18 protein-coding genes are annotated in these 15223 nt (G+C 48.7%); 16 read left to right on the top strand and 2 right to left on the bottom strand.

Annotated features, from left to right (window positions below; translation table 11 throughout):
* Nucleotides 1–55 precede the first annotated feature (55 nt).
* The 3 genes from ACN0YH_RS08035 (at nt 56) to ACN0YH_RS08045 (ending at nt 2721) form a co-directional block, all read left to right on the top strand.
* The gene (locus ACN0YH_RS08035; protein ID WP_417379054.1) at nt 56–2020 is read left to right on the top strand and encodes a recombinase family protein; all 1965 of its coding nucleotides are present in this window, start codon (nt 56–58) and stop codon (nt 2018–2020) included.
* 82 nt (nt 2021–2102) lie between these two features.
* Nucleotides 2103–2261 (top strand): hypothetical protein, encoded by a 159-nt coding sequence (locus ACN0YH_RS08040; protein WP_417379055.1) that lies wholly within the window; start codon nt 2103–2105, stop codon nt 2259–2261.
* Nucleotides 2262–2406: 145 nt separating this feature from the next.
* Nucleotides 2407–2721, top strand: a complete 315-nt coding sequence (locus tag ACN0YH_RS08045; protein ID WP_417379056.1) for a hypothetical protein — start codon at nt 2407–2409, stop codon at nt 2719–2721.
* A 6-nt stretch (nt 2722–2727) separates the two neighbouring features.
* On the opposite strand, the gene ACN0YH_RS08050 is transcribed toward ACN0YH_RS08045, so the two are convergent.
* Nucleotides 2728–2949 (bottom strand): helix-turn-helix domain-containing protein, encoded by a 222-nt coding sequence (locus tag ACN0YH_RS08050; protein WP_417379057.1) that lies wholly within the window; start codon nt 2947–2949, stop codon nt 2728–2730.
* 125 nt (nt 2950–3074) lie between these two features.
* Here ACN0YH_RS08050 and ACN0YH_RS08055 point away from each other — a divergent pair, with 125 nt between their 5' ends.
* The 13 genes from ACN0YH_RS08055 (at nt 3075) to ACN0YH_RS08115 (ending at nt 12017) form a co-directional block, all read left to right on the top strand.
* Nucleotides 3075–4370, top strand: a complete 1296-nt coding sequence (locus ACN0YH_RS08055; protein ID WP_417379058.1) for a hypothetical protein — start codon at nt 3075–3077, stop codon at nt 4368–4370.
* Between the two features lie 346 nt (nt 4371–4716).
* Entirely contained in the window at nt 4717–4908 is a 192-nt protein-coding gene (locus ACN0YH_RS08060) for a hypothetical protein (RefSeq protein WP_417379059.1), read from the top strand.
* Entirely contained in the window at nt 4847–5416 is a 570-nt protein-coding gene (locus ACN0YH_RS08065) for a hypothetical protein (RefSeq protein ID WP_417379060.1), read from the top strand. The genes ACN0YH_RS08060 and ACN0YH_RS08065 overlap by 62 nt, the downstream gene beginning before the upstream one ends.
* A 1-nt stretch (nt 5417) precedes the next feature.
* Nucleotides 5418–5786, top strand: coding sequence for a DUF1257 domain-containing protein (locus tag ACN0YH_RS08070; RefSeq protein WP_417379061.1), 369 nt, complete (start codon nt 5418–5420; stop codon nt 5784–5786).
* On the top strand, nt 5783–5977 hold the full coding sequence (locus tag ACN0YH_RS08075) for a DUF2997 domain-containing protein (protein WP_417379062.1): 195 nt from the start codon (nt 5783–5785) through the stop codon (nt 5975–5977). Before ACN0YH_RS08070 ends, ACN0YH_RS08075 begins: the two co-directional genes overlap by 4 nt.
* Before the next feature lie 210 nt (nt 5978–6187).
* Nucleotides 6188–7684, top strand: a complete 1497-nt coding sequence (locus tag ACN0YH_RS08080) for an AAA family ATPase (protein ID WP_417379063.1) — start codon at nt 6188–6190, stop codon at nt 7682–7684.
* 25 nt (nt 7685–7709) lie between these two features.
* On the top strand, nt 7710–8651 hold the full coding sequence (locus ACN0YH_RS08085; protein WP_417379064.1) for a hypothetical protein: 942 nt from the start codon (nt 7710–7712) through the stop codon (nt 8649–8651).
* A 9-nt stretch (nt 8652–8660) separates the two neighbouring features.
* Entirely contained in the window at nt 8661–8909 is a 249-nt protein-coding gene (locus tag ACN0YH_RS08090) for a hypothetical protein (protein WP_417379065.1), read from the top strand.
* Between the two features lie 103 nt (nt 8910–9012).
* Entirely contained in the window at nt 9013–9228 is a 216-nt protein-coding gene (locus ACN0YH_RS08095) for a hypothetical protein (protein WP_278446842.1), read from the top strand.
* Nucleotides 9229–9452: 224 nt separating this feature from the next.
* Nucleotides 9453–9677 carry a MoaD/ThiS family protein gene (locus tag ACN0YH_RS08100; protein WP_417379066.1) on the top strand — a complete coding sequence of 75 codons (225 nt, stop codon included), beginning with the start codon at nt 9453–9455 and terminating at the stop codon, nt 9675–9677.
* A gap of 78 nt (nt 9678–9755) precedes the next feature.
* A complete protein-coding gene (locus ACN0YH_RS08105; protein WP_417379067.1) occupies nt 9756–10805 on the top strand; it encodes a hypothetical protein in 1050 nt (349 codons plus the stop codon).
* Nucleotides 10792–11355: a hypothetical protein gene (locus ACN0YH_RS08110; RefSeq protein ID WP_417379068.1), complete on the top strand. Its 564-nt coding sequence runs from the start codon at nt 10792–10794 to the stop codon at nt 11353–11355. Before ACN0YH_RS08105 ends, ACN0YH_RS08110 begins: the two co-directional genes overlap by 14 nt.
* The gene (locus tag ACN0YH_RS08115) at nt 11352–12017 is read left to right on the top strand and encodes a HesA/MoeB/ThiF family protein (RefSeq protein WP_417379069.1); all 666 of its coding nucleotides are present in this window, start codon (nt 11352–11354) and stop codon (nt 12015–12017) included. Before ACN0YH_RS08110 ends, ACN0YH_RS08115 begins: the two co-directional genes overlap by 4 nt.
* A 598-nt stretch (nt 12018–12615) precedes the next feature.
* On the opposite strand, the gene ACN0YH_RS08120 is transcribed toward ACN0YH_RS08115, so the two are convergent.
* Entirely contained in the window at nt 12616–15111 is a 2496-nt protein-coding gene (locus ACN0YH_RS08120; protein WP_417379070.1) for a heavy metal translocating P-type ATPase, read from the bottom strand.
* Nucleotides 15112–15223: the final 112 nt, after the last annotated feature.

Consider the following 15223-nt stretch of genomic DNA (forward strand, 5'->3'; position numbering starts at 1 on the left):
CTGACTTGCTTTAAACACATTTAAAAAAAAACTATTTAAAACGGAGTGATAAATAATGAGCTATAGAGAAGAAGTTGAACTTGTACCACGGAACGGTCATACCCTAATCGTTGGGATTGTCGCGCGAATTTCTGGATGTCAAAACCAGAAGGAACTCAGCCTTGAGGACCAGGTTGACCACGGAAAAGAAATTGCGAGGGAATATTATGACGGAGAGATCGATTTCAGGATCATCGCGACGACAGGAAAGGGGGAACGACTTGACCGTCCTGAGCTTGCCGAAGTTGAAGCCAGACTCACTGCTAACGAATTTGACTTACTGACGTTTGAGGATGTCGGGCGTCTGGTACGCGGAGTAACGGCTTGTTTTATTTTTGCTACTGCGGTGGACCAAAGTACTAGAGTGATTTCACCGAATGATGATATTGATACAAACCATCCGGACTGGGAAGCCAAAGTGATGGATGCATGCAAAGAGCATATGAAGCATAATGAGCATACATCACGCCGGATCAAACAGAAAAAAATGAACCGGTTTAAAAAATATGGCGCTGCGACTCCCTGCCCCATCGCCGGTTATATCAAACCAGATGGAGCCGAGACATTCTCAGACTGGTCTAAAGATGAGGAAGCTATTGAGTACCTCAAGGAAGGGTTACAGATACTGAGAAGGACACTGAATGGTGAAGCAGTTGCGGAGTACTTTAATGAAGTGGGATTTTCTCCAGGCCCCTATTGTAAAAATGAAAAATGGGACGGAAAAATGACACTTCGATACTATCGCAACTCGATTTTAAAAGGCTTACCAGCACGGGGTACTATGCATACCACTAAGAAGCATAAAACGGGCAGAAGAAGTTCTACTCTCAATCCAAAGGGGCCCACTTACCGTGAGGAACCTCATCTGGCCTTCTTCTCACCTGATGAAATTGACCCAGTCCTCGAAGCACTGGAAAAGAAGAATGCCCATTATAAGCGTAAGAAAAAAACAAACGGCGTAGATTCCAGATATCAAGTTCCCAAGAAACGAACACGGGCCTTTGGCCAGCATGCCACCTGTTATTACTGTGGCCATCATTACGTCTGGGGAGCCAATGGCATAACCGACAGTCTGATGTGTTCTAATTCGCGGTCTTGGCACTGCTGGAACTCCATTGGGTTTAATGGGCCTGAAGCCGCCCAGAAACTGCTGGGAGTGATCCTGGAGAGCCTTTCGTCATTGGAGGGGATTGATGCTCAGTATCAGGAGATCTTACAGCAGGCACAATCTGGTGGGCCTGAAAAACTTCGTACCCGTGAAAACAAGCTGAACCGGGCCGAGGAAGAAATTGAGCGTGAAGGTGAAAAGATCAAAAAACTGGTCCGAGAAGTCGAGAATTTTAACGCAGATATTCTATATGAACTGTCGTCAGAGTTGACCGAACGGAAAAAAAAGCTATCGCTGGACCGTGTCGCATTCGAGCTAGCAAAAAACCGGCAATTGAATCTTCCGAAATCAACTTTGGAGCTCAAAGAAATACTGCTACATCACCTCGAAGCCATCGATATTCACTCTCATGAATTCGGTGACTTGATCCGGGAACTGGTCCCTGAAATCTATGTCTACCAGGTACGCCTCATTGATGGCGGTCATCTGTTGCCTCGTGCAAAGATCCGCCTCAATCTAGCCGGGAGCATTCCCGATGCGGCGGCGTCTCCAGAGTTACAGCAGTTACTGACCCGGGAATTGACCCTGGATCTCTTTGAGCCTCCTCAACGCGAGTTGATTCGTCCAGAAGCCATCAGACTGGCTACTGTCGGTATGGAACAACGGGAAATCGCTCGTCAGCTGGAAGGTAAACCCACCCAGACAGCGGTCTATTACGCCCTCTTCCTGCATCGGCAGATGCAGGAAGAGGGGCTTTCAAGTCCGTATATATTTTTAGAAGAACCACCTGAAGACTACAAAAAACTTCGCAGGCACAAGAATAAGAAGTATTCGTTTCAGGTGAAGGCCGGTTATCAGCGACCTCCGCTCTGAAAATAAATAATCACAATATTTACTTTACCGACCCCGGCACTTTGCCGGGGTTTTTTAATGCGCTATCTGAAAGGAGCTGCTTTTGAAGTCCAGACAATCTAAATCAAAAAAGAGCCAAAATCATCAACCTGAACCAGCCCTGACGGGAAGCCCCGTTCATCGACTACTGCAACTGATTGCCAAATCAATCGTCAAAAAGTACGAACCAGACGACACAAAACGTGATTACGGTAAGACCTAAATTTTTGTCCTAAAAAATGTCATGATAACCAGGGCGTAGCTTAGCGATTATGAAAACAGTTCAAACTCACGATTCAGTCAGTGTGAAAGAATGATGTTCAAGCAAGATAACTCGACATTTAGTCCAGGGGACAGAAAGGAGATCGATGTTACAGAGACAAGATATTATGTTGATCAGAGCCGCTTTGCAGTTCTGGTATGAAGAAATGGATCTCGAAGATGTAAAAATCTTCGAGATATACGCTGGTGGCTCCCCGATAGAGCCACCAAGTAGTGGGGAAGACATCCAGCGGTTACGTCAGCAGCTTCTGACAGCACGACTACGGTATGCTGTGTGCCAGCATGATGCAACTTGCGTAAAAAGTCCCTGCCTGTTTATTACTCCAGTAGCAGCCAATCAGGCAAAAATTGACGACTCTGACCAACTGGGAGTCGTCCTGGTTGTTGACCCTGCGGTCTAAGCTCCCTCAAACCCCTTCCATTAGTTCGGCCAGGCTGATTTCGAGGGTATCGGCGATCCGTTCGATATTCCGTAATGAAAGATTTCGTTCTCCACGTTCGATCCCGCCGACATAGGTCCGGTCCAGCTCACACGCATAAGCAAAATTCTCTTGAGAGTAGCCTTGCTCTTTGCGCAGTTTGCGGACTCGCTTTCCAAATCTCATCAATATGTCTGCTCGTTTTGTCATATGAGCATTTAACACTTGACAATGACGATAACACCACGGATTATGAGTATCATTATTAAGTGTAAACTTGGACAATTAGAATACAGTGATTCAAAAGTATTCTTTACTGAAAGAGGAGATGATCAATGTTGCAACTATCAAGAAGAATCAGCTGCGCCATCGAAAGCAGGATTTCGGTGAATCAAATATTTGTATCTGTATGCGTGTTACCGCTGGCTCTAATGCTTTCGGGATGTGGTAGCGACAACACAGCAAGCAATCTCCCTAAATACTCGACACCCTCCAGTAAACCCTTGCCTGAAGAATACCGAGTGCTTGCTTCACACCTCAGTATGGAGATGAAATCTGATCCAGGCCATTTTCGGGATAATCACGAAATAGCAGAAATCATGGCGGAGGTACAGTCCGCCTTATTAGACTTACGTGAGATCAAATCAAACGATAAAGAGATTATGTATCTTGCTGATCAAGTCCAAAATGCGAATACCTTATTCTTGCAATGTATTAACAAATTGAACGCCCTCCCAAAGCCTCCCAATGAGGGAACACTGTTTGTAGGTTCGATGCTTGATGGATTCTTTGGTAATTTTTTGGGTAGTTATCACCGTGGCCTTGATGCAGAGGCGAAGCAGAATGCTTTAAATGTAGAATTACAGTCAGCTATTGCCGCGGTCGATCAACTTGAAGCAGCGCTACTGTTGCTTCCCAAAGTTGCTGAAAAATATTCGGCAACCTTAAGTGATTCGGCTGGTCGTATCGTAGTCGATTTTAATGAATCTTGGGGAAACTCCGGACCAAATGATTGGCTTGTACTTCAGAACCGTGGGGAATCACTTAAAAATTGTACCATTTTGGTGCAATTGACTGGGGCAAGCGGAAAGGTGCGAAAAAACGTACATTTCCTAGAAACATGGCCATCTAATACCAGCATGTGGGGGCGGTATCAAAGCGGAGAGAAAGTCTTGGGACGTACAGTGGAAAGGACGACTGTTAAGCACGTGCAAAAATTGGACATTACAATCTATTCACCGCAATTCGCAACGCAGATTCAATATGTTTATCAGGGAGCGGAAAAAGACAAAGACATTACACATATTTGTAAAGACTTGAGTTTTCAGGGTGCTTACCAACCTTACGAATCAGGGGTTATCTGGGATACACAGCGTGGTGCTCAATTTACCTTGAATGGAGTTTCATTTCTTCCAAAGTGTCGGGTTGATGTTGCGTTTCGAAAAGGTGACCAATCGAAAGGCTGGCACTGGAATCATGATTCCTGGATGAAAGGAGAAACAAAGACGTTTAATACACCAAAGGGAGGTTTGACATTCGATCCAGACAGGGTTGATTTCGAGGTTTCTTTTCCCAATACGAATTACAAATACAAAAAGACTCTCACTGTCGACCTTGAATCTGGGAAATGAATTGAACTCCAAAAATAACAATTAAGCGATTTTGTAAGAAGTCTGGAATCTACCAGCAGACGTATTACAAATGATTTTGTTAATACGGTGAATTAAGGATGGATAAGTCGGTTCCTGGCTGATTACCACGAGCGCATTTCAGATTGTCACTTTAAAACAGTGGAATCACCGACTATCTAAATTTTAGCATGAAACGTGTCATAATAAATAGGGGCACGGATTATCTATTCTGTATCAAAATCAATCACCGGTTTCAGATCGTCGTCATTTTAAAACGCCTCGCATTTCACAGGAATGCGAGGTGTTTTGCTTTTCACTCTGAAACCTCAACAGAAAGGAGCATTGCTTGGAAATTATTGTTTTAACGTTTGTCTCTGTCGCGCTGTTGCTGGCCGTTGTCGCTTTGATCAAAGAGCGACGGCTGCGACTGACGTTACAGGGAATTCTCAGACACCTGATTCATCGCTGGAGGGCACATGGAAAAACAGACGCTTCGAATCACACTAATTCTGATCCTGCTGACCGGAGCCAGTTGTAATTCAGACGAAAACAGTCGCGTGGCTGATCTGGCTACACAGCAACTGGAACGCCAGGCAGATCAAAACCGCCGGATGTCGGAACTGCAACAGGAAGTCGCTTCGGGTTCTCGTGAACTGGTGGAGGCAGATGCCAAGGCCAGACAGGAGATGACAGCTCTTCAACGCGAAATCCAGGCTGGGCAAAATGATATCGGTTTCCAGCGAGATCAACTGGAAGCAGAACGTCGCGAAATCGCTGACAGCCGAAACCGAGATCCGATCATTGCGGCTGCGATCACCAGGGTGGCGTTTGTAGTGGTCAGTCTGCTGCCCCTGTTGATTTGCTGGCTGTTACTGCAGCAGAAGGTTGAACCGACGGACAAGAATGAGATCACAGAATTACTGCTGGACGATCTGGTCTCAACGGAACCACGTCTGGTGCCACCTGCTAAATCAAAGCCAGACAAACGCCGATTAACGGATTTACCAAAATCTCTTGAAAACCCATCTACAGAAAAGGAAAACTGAAATGTCACATATTGTTATCATCCAAACAGAAGTTCGCGACGCCGAGGCACTGGGTCTGGCCTGCCACCGGCTTGAACTGGGCGAACCCGTTCACGAAACCGTCCCTCTGTTTAGCGGTGAAGCGACCGGCTACTGTGTTCGTCTACCGGACTGGCGGTATCCTGTTGTCTTCGACGTGGATCAAGGCCAGGTTCGTTACGACAACTTTGAAGGTCATTGGGGAGAGCCGGCGCACCTCAACAGACTACTTCAATTTTATGGCGTGGAAAAATGCCGCCTGGAGGCACGTCGGAAGGGGCATTCGGTCTTGGAAAACCAGCTGAGCGACGGTTCCATCAAACTTACCATTCAGATCGGAGCGGATCATTGAAAAAAATCGACATCATCATTTCTACCGTCGGTCAGTCCCGGATCGAAACCCATGGCTTTACAGGCTCCCGGTGCAAGGACGCCAGCCGGTTTCTGGAAGCAGCGCTGGGAAAGGTCTCCTCAGAAAAACTGACTGCCGAATACCACCAGAGTGTCCAACATCAACCCAACCATTTAACACAGGAGAATTAGCTTTCGAGAATCAACACATTCGCGTCTTACTGGATCTCATTCCTAAAACTTCCCTACAAGTATTCGAAAACTGTCATGACAGTTCCTTGCTACAGGAACGCGCTCCTGGCGTGGAAATCATCTCATGGCTGGAGTCGGTTGGCCAACTGGCTGAAACCGCTTAAGAACATTTCTCACTTTCTTTTTCTTCAAACCATCAAGGAAACATTTATGTTACTATCCGAACGACTTGCGGAGAACGTACGCGCCTGCTTTACCGGGATCTGGATTCAGAGCCATGAACATGACGAAGCTTTGCTGGAGATGACCCGACTCTGCCACAGCGAAGACTGGCGGTTACTTTCCTGGGACATTGACCGGGGACTTCAAGGGACGGAACTCGTTGATGACGGCAACACGTCAACCCCCGATCCACTGGCGGCCATCCACAGCTTAAACAGTCAGGCCGACCCGGATCATCCCACGCTTCTGGTCCTCAAAAACTTCCATCGGTTTATCAATTCTCCCGAAATCATTCAGGCTTTGACACAACAGATCAACGTCGGAAAACAGACGCGGACGTTTATTGTTATTCTTTCCAGTCTGGTGCAGATCCCCACGGAACTGGAAAAACTGTTTGTCTGCCTGGAGCATGAACTTCCCGACCGGAGCCAGCTACAAGAAATCGCCCACAGTATCGCTACGGAACTCGGTGAATTACCAGAGGGACCGGAACTGGAGCGAGTCCTGGATGCCGCTTCGGGGCTAACCCGTTATGAAGCAGAAGGAGCCTTCAGTCTCTCGCTGGTACGGCACGGGCGCATCGAAGCCTCTGTCGTACTGGAACTGAAATCTCAGACGCTCCTCAAAAGCGGACTGTTATCACTGCACCAGGGATCGGAATCGTTCGATGGTCTGGGAGGCCTGGAAGCCCTCAAAGCCTTTTGTCTGCAAGCTCTCCGTCCCCGGTCACAGGATGCAACAGTTGTTCGTCCGCGTGGCGTCTTGCTACTGGGGGTTCCCGGAACCGGTAAGAGTGCGTTTGCCAAAGCACTCGGAAAAGAGACCGGACGTCCCACGTTGACACTCGACGTGGGGGCTCTGATGGGTTCGCTTTTGGGGCAAACGGAGGAGCGAACACGACGAGCACTTCGGATCGTTGACGCGATGCAACCGGCTGTCCTGTTCATCGATGAAGTCGAAAAAGGACTGGGAGGTGCTGCCTCGTCCGGACAGTCAGACAGCGGAGTTTCCACGCGCATGCTAGGGACTCTGCTCAGCTGGCTCAACGACCACACATCTGATGTGTTCGTGGTCTGTACGGCCAACGACATTTCCAAACTGCCACCGGAGTTTGTGCGAGCCGAACGTTTTGATGCGCTGTTCTTTCTGGATTTACCAGGAGATGATCAGAAGCAGGCGATCTGGTGCCTGTACCGTGAGTTGTTTGGACTTACATCCGATCAGCCATTGCCAGATGACCGACACTGGACCGGCTCAGAAATCCGGGCCTGCTGTCGTCTGGCGGCACTGCTCGACATCCCTTTAACCAAGGCAGCTGAAAACGTGGTTCCCGTGGCCGTTACAGCCGCTGAATCGGTGGCCCGTTTACGACGCTGGGCCAGCAAACGCTGTCTGTCTGCCGAACAGCCAGGTGTTTTTAGTAACGACGAACGTTCCGGTTCGCGTTCGCGCCGGAACCTTTCACGCGATCCTCACAGAAACTAAACCACACTCTATTAAAGGAGACATTATGACTATGACTGCCATCGAAGATGTAAATACCCGCACCGATCCCATCGATCGGCTGCGAGCGACGATGTGTGCCACACGCATCAGTTTCGAATGGTTTGGCACACGCAAGTCCCTGACACGCGACCAGAAGACTCAGGCTGCCGAATCGTTTGGGGCGGAGGGGACCTTCCTGAGTGCGGGCAAGAAACTGCTCGATACGGGGCATCCCCGTTTCCGTGCCGTGAACGCGGTTCGTCAACGGGTGCGCTCGTACTGGACTTCGATCAGCCTGCCGTTTCCAGAACCCGGGATACGGTTATTGCGGCAGGATGCCCTGACTGCTTTCCAGGAACAGATGCACCAGTTTACTGAAGAACTCAATGAAGCTGTCTCACAACTGGATGAACAATATCTGTCTCTGAAGTCAGCGGCCCGGGAGCGACTGGGAAGTCTCTTCAACGATACTGATTATCCCATGACCTTGACTGGTCTGTTCGAGGTTTCCTGGGATTTTCCCAGCGTCGAACCGCCGGATTACCTGAGGCAGCTCAACCCGGAACTCTACGAACAGGAGTGCCAGCGGGTGCAATCGCGGTTTGAGGAAGCAGTCAGGCTGGCTGAAGATGCCTTTCTGGGAGAACTGTCACAACTGGTGTCTCATCTGACGGACCGTTTGAGTGGACAAGCTGATGGCCGGCCTAAAGTCTTTCGGGATTCCGCCATCGGTAACCTGCACGAATTCTTTGAACGCTTCCGTTCCCTGAATGTGCGTTCCAACGAACAGCTGGATACTCTGGTAGCCCAGTGTCAGGGGATCGTGCAGGGCATCCAGCCCCAAGAATTGCGAAAACGCGGTGAACTCCGTCAGCAGGTCGCTTCCGAGTTGTCGGGAGTCCAGGCCACCCTGGATGGTCTGTTGATTGATCGTCCGCGGCGTCAGATTATCCGAACTCCAAAATAAGGATGCCAGATGAAACTCATGATCTCGCCACAGGGGACAGTGCACTGCATTTACGCAGAAGCCATTGACCTGGCAACCATCGGTCGACTGACCATTTCACGTGGCTCTTATGTCGAACCGAATGTAGCAGGTCAGTGGCTCGTGGATCTGTCCCCCGTGGATGGGCCGCAACTGGGACCTTTCGCGCAGCGGAGTGCTGCCCTGAAATCCGAAACGAACTGGCTGGAGCAGCACTGGTTGCCGCCTACCAGTTCCTGAAAACTGATAATTAAATTTCACAACAGTACGCCCCGGTCTTGCAGAATCGTTTCTGCAGGTCCGTTTTTTTGTTTAAACACTTTCATTTCGAAGGAGACGACTAATGAAACAGGCAGAATTGAATCGGGCGGTTGCCCTGGCAACCGGCGAAAGCATGTCGACAGTGAAACGTCTGGGCTTTTTACTGGCAGAGCCCGATGAGGCCATTGATCCCGCAGCAGAGGAATCGGGGCCCTATGTGATCGACTGGGATGAACTGGAAACCAATCGACTAAATTCCGAACGACAAGGGGCGCACCATGAACCAGTGGTGGCCTGATCTTCAAACGAGCGAATGCTGTCGAACTGTCTTATGTGACCTCAGTGCTCGGTCGAATTCGCTGTCAGCCCTGCGGCAAACGATGCACGCTGGTCGCATCAAGGGACGGCGTGGTGTGAAGGGTAATACACGCCGCAGGAAACGACCTCGTAAACGATGGCCGCTCCCATAAACAAACATTGTGTGTTTTTAACCAAATTCTAATTGCAATGGAAAGGACTTTTATGAAACTTTTATTGATCAACAACGATGGCGGTGGTTTCGCTGATTATATCGATGTCTCCGCAGGAACGACTGTGGCACAACTCTTTGAACAACACATGGGGGATGCGGAAGCACGCGATTACCTGATTCGCGTGAATCGACAGCCCTGTCCCCCGGACCAGCAGTTACAGGACGCCGATCGAATTTCGATCACGCCGACAAAAATTGAAGGGGCGCGTTCCTAGCTTTTGTTTTCTCACAGGCTGTCGGGATTTTGTATCCGGCAGCCTGTTCTGGAATCACTTTATTAAAAAGAGGAGACAATGAAACATTTACGAAAACGATTCTGGCGGGCTGGTAGTAGTATTCATGACCGTCTGGTCTCGCAAGACTCCGCGACACAATTAAAACTCCCTTTCGAAGACTGGTGGAATTGTGACCGATTGATTCGGAAACGTCAGCGGGCACTACGAAGGGGGTGGAAATCTGCGGCTTTAAAAATGGAACGAGATCTGAAAACAAGTGTTACCCAGCTAATCCAACAGCTAACAGCACTACATACGGAGTTATCGTCTGATTCACCACAGCAGATCTCCTCAGTCAAGGAACTCTATGCAGAACTGCTGGCGTTAGAAGATGAATTTGGTGAACTGAAGTTGGATCTCCGTGCGCAGACCATTTCAGTTATCACAGAACCAATTCAACTAGAGGCCGTCTATCTGGGGCCATTTGAGATTTGTTTCCACTATGGAAGCCCGAACACTGATGGATCACTCCATTATCGCGTGATTGCCAGAGACCCCAATCCGGCGATCACTAATGACAGCGTCACACATCCGCACGTCCAATCTGAAGTCGTCTGTGAAGGGGAAGGACGGTTGGTAATAAGCCGGTCATTGGAACAGGGACGGTTGTTTGATTTTTTCACGATGGTGGCCAGCCTGCTGCGAACTTATAACCCCGACAGTCCGTATGTGGCGCTCAGTGACTGGGACAGTGTCGAATGCACGGAGTGTGCCGATGTGGTCATGGCTCACCAACAGACACGCTGTGAAAACTGTGAAATTACACTCTGTACGGAGTGTGCCAAGGATTGTTCGGACTGTGATTGTCCGTTTTGTCATGAATGTGTGACGCACTGTGATTCTTGTCACAGCTATTGCTGTTCGTCCTGTTCAAAACAGTGCATTCAATGTAATGCCGACTGTTGTCAACGCTGTTTACTTGAAAATGAAAGGTGCTCTAATTGTGATGCAGAAGAACTCGAAGAAACGAATGAAGAATTACAGGAAACCCATACCTCAGCAACAATCCCGGTTACCGCAATTCCGGTTCAGCCCGACTGCCTGGGCGAAACTGTTGTACCTGCGTGACTATGGAGAGACCGAAGTCGGAGGCTTCGGGATTACCCCGCAGGACGACCTGCTGCTGGTGCAGGATCTGCAGATTGTGGAACAGACCTGTTCGTTGGCTCATGTGGCCTTCGTCGATGATGCGGTCGCCAATTTCTTTGACGACCAAGTGGATGCGGGTCTCCATCCTGAGCAGTTTGGTCGGATCTGGATTCATACGCATCCTGGGGATTGTCCGTTACCCAGTCCGACTGATGAAAAAACCTTTGATCGTGTCTTTGGTCGATCCGACTGGGCCGTGATGTTTATTCTGGCACGGACAGGGCAAACTTATGCTCGGTTAAAATTCAATGTGGGTCCCACGGCTGAATATGAAATTCCGGTCAAACGGGATTACTCTCACGCATTTGCCGGATGTGATCCAGACCAATGGGAGGATGAGTATTTAGGTCACGTGCATCCGCAACATAACAGTCGTCTGATCCAGTCTGATTTTAATCGAAACGCAGACTTTGACTGGGAAGAAGACTGGCTCTTTGCTGCGAACGAATTGAAGGGAGAACAGATTTGAATAAATTAAATGTGACTACGGATCGTTTCCAAAGACAGAGCGATCTGATCCCGGCGAAACGGCTTTCCCAAGTTAATGCGACTGTCATCGGTGTAGGAGCCATTGGTCGTCAGGTGGCCCTGCAACTGGCAGCGATTGGGACGCCGCAAATCAAGTTGATTGATTTTGACACTGTGGAATCTACAAATATCACGACACAGGGATATCGGTGTCAGGATCTGGGACAGTCTAAAGTGGACGCGACGGCCAGAGCCATCCAGGAGCTTGGTGAATCGATTCAGGTGAGGGTGACTTCCGATCGGTTTCGCCCATCTGTGCCCGTTGGTCAGGCGGTGTTCTGCTGCGTCGATTCCATTTCCGCGCGGTTCGCAATCTGGCGGCCTGTTAGTAGAAAATGCGAGTTCTGGACAGATGGAAGAATGCTGGGAGAAACAATCCGGATACTGACAGCAACTCAGCATCATGGAATGAAACAGTATGAAGAAACACTCTTTCCACAAAATGAGGCACAGACCGGAAGCTGTACCTCACGCAGTACGATTTATGCAGCCAGCATTGCTGCCGGCCTGATGCTACATCAATTCACTCGCTGGTTGCGAGATATTCCTGTTGATTTTGATACCACCTCCAATCTTCTTGCTGGTGAAACATACGTAAAATGAAGTTTAAAATGAGCAGACATATTAGAGAAATGCAAACAGAAATGACATGGGATCTCGGGCCACCTGCAGTGGTGGCCCGAGATCCTTATTTTTAGCTATCAGAGAAGTGATCGAAAGTTTTCCAATTCAGAGCACAATTTCTGCAGAAATTTGAAACAGAATCAGTTCGACTAATGGCTGCAGAATCTTTCCTTTCTCAATCGAAACGCAAAAGAATGTAGGACAGTCGAACAAGAAAGGTGACGAAATATTCTCTCGATTCTTGAAATTAATCTTGGGTAAAGGTCACGCTAATTATTAGTCGTATCCGAAATGCCAGTACATGAGTACGTGGCCTTACGCGGTATGAACTGGCACCGTAAAGTACGCCAATCCGCCGGCGAGCCAGCCCGAAAACATTCCAACCGGTAACATTCCTGTGGCCACTCGATGCTGTATCTTATTCGCTCTCCATCACGCCCACAGTAAGAGGACGACGCCCCCCAGAAGAAATGCAATTGGAACGTGGACCAGTGCTGGATGCAATCCTCATGGTTTTAGGATAATATTATCCATAATGTCTTCCGCTTTCCGAAGAATTCATTTTGATCAATACTCATTACTTGTACAATTGCGCTTGTCGCAAACGTAAGGCGTTGCCAATGACGGAAACTGAGCTAAGACTCATTGCCGCAGCAGCAATCATGGGACTCAACAGAGCCCCCATTCCAAGAAACGGAACCAGTACTCCACTGGCAACGGGCACGCCAAGAATATTGTAGATAAATGCGAAGAACAAGTTTTGGCGGATATTGCGCATAGTACTGCGACTCAATCGGACAGCTTTAACAATGCCACGTAGGTCTCCTTTCACTAACGTCACACCGGCACTTTCGATGGCCACGTCCGTGCCTGTCCCCATCGCAATACCTACGTCAGCTTCAGCAAGTGCTGGTGCGTCATTAATACCATCGCCAGCCATCGCCACTTTACTACCTTTTGTCTTCAGTGCTCGTACTCTCGCGTTTTTGTCTTGTGGACTAATACCTGCTTCCACTTCGTCGATGCCAAGATTCTTGGCCACTGTCAGCGCAGTACGCTTGTTGTCACCGGTGAGCATAATAATTCGTAAGCCCAAATCGTGTAGTTCTTGCACAGCGTCGGGGGTTGACGCTTTGATAGGATCAGAGACAGCCAGTAGTCCGGCGAATTGCCCATTAACAGCAACGAACATCACTGTATGACCATCGTGCTGCAGCGCTTCAGCACGTTCTCGCATTGTCTCAATGTTACGAACTCTTTGATCGACAAGAAAGTCAAGTTTACCAATCAAAACGCTCTTGCCTTTAACCGTTCCTGATACTCCACTCCCGGTTGTGGAATCAAACTCATCAACTGCTGCCAAGTCAATTCCTTTTTCCCTGGCAGCATCGATGATGGCACGGCCTAGTGGATGTTCGCTGTTTCGTTCGACCGCTGACGCATATTCCAATAGTTCCTTCTCTGAAATGGACTTTGTAGGAATGCATTCGGTGAGTTTTGGCCGCCCCTCCGTCAGTGTACCTGTTTTATCAACGACAATCGTATCCACCTGCTCCAGGACTTCTAAGACTTCGGCGTCTTTGATCAGTACACCTTCCTGTGCTCCACGACCGATGCCAACCATGATTGACATCGGTGTGGCCAGGCCCAACGCACAAGGACAAGCGATGATGAGTACTGCCACAGCATTGATCAATGCAAAGCCAAGCCGCGGCTCTTCTGGTGACAACCATGCCCAAACAACAAATGTAACTAAGGCAACTAAGACTACTGCGGGCACGAACCAGCTTGCTACCACGTCAACGATACGTTGGATTGGTGCACGGCTGCGTTGAGCGTCAGCAACCATCTGCACAATTTGTGACAATACAGTATCCTCACCTACATGTTTTGCTCGCATTTGGAACGAACCAGTCTGATTCACCGTGCCGCCCATCACTAGATCGCCCGTTTGCTTCGAGACCGGAACTGGCTCACCGGTTAACATTGATTCGTCAATCGAACTCTTGCCGGAAATGATTTCTCCATCAACAGGTATTTTTTCGCCAGGAACTACTTTGAGAATGTCGCTCTCGCGAACTTCTTCTAATGGAAGCTCCTGCTCTTGCCCGTTAACGACAACACGGGCCGTTGGTGGTGCTAGTGATAAAAGTTCACGAACTGCGTTGCCAGTTCGACGACGGGCACGCAATTCAAGCACTTGTCCCAATAACACCAGGGTAATGATTACGGCAGCAGCTTCAAAATATACTGCAACGTGACCATTTTCTTTGAAAGAATCTGGAATCATCCCGGGCACCAGCAGCGCGGCTGTGCTATATAAATACGCTGCGCCAACACCAAGCGAGACCAATGTGAACATGTTTAAGTTCCAATTGACCAAGGACCGCCAGCCACGTTCAAAGAACGGCCAGCCAGCCCAGAGTACAATCGGTGAACTCAGCGCAAATTGAACCCAACGCGAAACAAGCGGTGAGAGTTCCAGTGCTTTATCGACCATTGGTAACATCGCCAACAGCAGCACCGGTATCCCCAAAACTACGGCGACCCAGAATCGTTGTGTCATGCTCCTAAGTTCAGTGTCGTCATCTTCCTCAATCGCGGTTACATACTTCGGTTCAAGTTCCATCCCACACTTTGGACAAGTACCTGGTTCATTCTGCTCAACTTCTGGGTGCATCGGACAGGTATAAATCGTACGAGTCTTTGCAAGATTTGGTTTGACTAATTCTAAGGCCATTCCACACTTAGGACACTCGCCTGGTAGATCACTTCCGACTCCTTTGCACATTGGGCAGAAATATTTGTGGGACTTCGCAGTTGCTACAAGTTTTGTTGTGGTGTTTTTTCCTCCCAGCTCTGATTCAAGATCACAATTTCCATGGCTTTTACCAGCACCGGTCTTCATACTGGAATGCTGATTGTCTGGAATCAGTAGAGCAGCCAAAGTCTGTTGCCTTTGGAATTTCTCTTTACAATTCTTACTGCAGAAATAGAATGTTGCTCCACCGAACTCACAATTTAACCCTGTTGCTTCTTCAACTTGCATCCCGCAAATTGGATCAATTGCCATATAACACGTTCCTGCTAGTTCATGTCGTTGTAATGTGTAAAGAGAGGGGCGCACATTCCCGGCTTCTTCGATATTGGATGCAACCTACTCGTGCTTTCTTCATGTCAAAGGA

This window comes from Gimesia sp. (genome assembly GCF_048262075.1).
Lineage (GTDB): Bacteria > Planctomycetota > Planctomycetia > Planctomycetales > Planctomycetaceae > Gimesia.

What these genes read in the sequence shown, in the direction of transcription:
- ACN0YH_RS08095 (WP_278446842.1), top strand. Translation starts at nt 9,013, where the DNA reads ATGAAACAGGCAGAATTGAATCGGGCGGTTGCCCTGGCAACCGGCGAA.
- ACN0YH_RS08100 (WP_417379066.1), top strand. Translation starts at nt 9,453, where the DNA reads ATGAAACTTTTATTGATCAACAACGATGGCGGTGGTTTCGCTGATTAT.
- ACN0YH_RS08045 (WP_417379056.1), top strand. Translation starts at nt 2,407, where the DNA reads ATGTTACAGAGACAAGATATTATGTTGATCAGAGCCGCTTTGCAGTTC.
- ACN0YH_RS08035 (WP_417379054.1), top strand. Translation starts at nt 56, where the DNA reads ATGAGCTATAGAGAAGAAGTTGAACTTGTACCACGGAACGGTCATACC.
- ACN0YH_RS08050 (WP_417379057.1), bottom strand. Translation starts at nt 2,949, where the DNA reads ATGACAAAACGAGCAGACATATTGATGAGATTTGGAAAGCGAGTCCGC.
- ACN0YH_RS08080 (WP_417379063.1), top strand. Translation starts at nt 6,188, where the DNA reads ATGTTACTATCCGAACGACTTGCGGAGAACGTACGCGCCTGCTTTACC.
- ACN0YH_RS08065 (WP_417379060.1), top strand. Translation starts at nt 4,847, where the DNA reads ATGGAAAAACAGACGCTTCGAATCACACTAATTCTGATCCTGCTGACC.
- ACN0YH_RS08120 (WP_417379070.1), bottom strand. Translation starts at nt 15,111, where the DNA reads ATGGCAATTGATCCAATTTGCGGGATGCAAGTTGAAGAAGCAACAGGG.
- ACN0YH_RS08085 (WP_417379064.1), top strand. Translation starts at nt 7,710, where the DNA reads ATGACTATGACTGCCATCGAAGATGTAAATACCCGCACCGATCCCATC.
- ACN0YH_RS08055 (WP_417379058.1), top strand. Translation starts at nt 3,075, where the DNA reads ATGTTGCAACTATCAAGAAGAATCAGCTGCGCCATCGAAAGCAGGATT.
- ACN0YH_RS08090 (WP_417379065.1), top strand. Translation starts at nt 8,661, where the DNA reads ATGAAACTCATGATCTCGCCACAGGGGACAGTGCACTGCATTTACGCA.
- ACN0YH_RS08070 (WP_417379061.1), top strand. Translation starts at nt 5,418, where the DNA reads ATGTCACATATTGTTATCATCCAAACAGAAGTTCGCGACGCCGAGGCA.
- ACN0YH_RS08105 (WP_417379067.1), top strand. Translation starts at nt 9,756, where the DNA reads ATGAAACATTTACGAAAACGATTCTGGCGGGCTGGTAGTAGTATTCAT.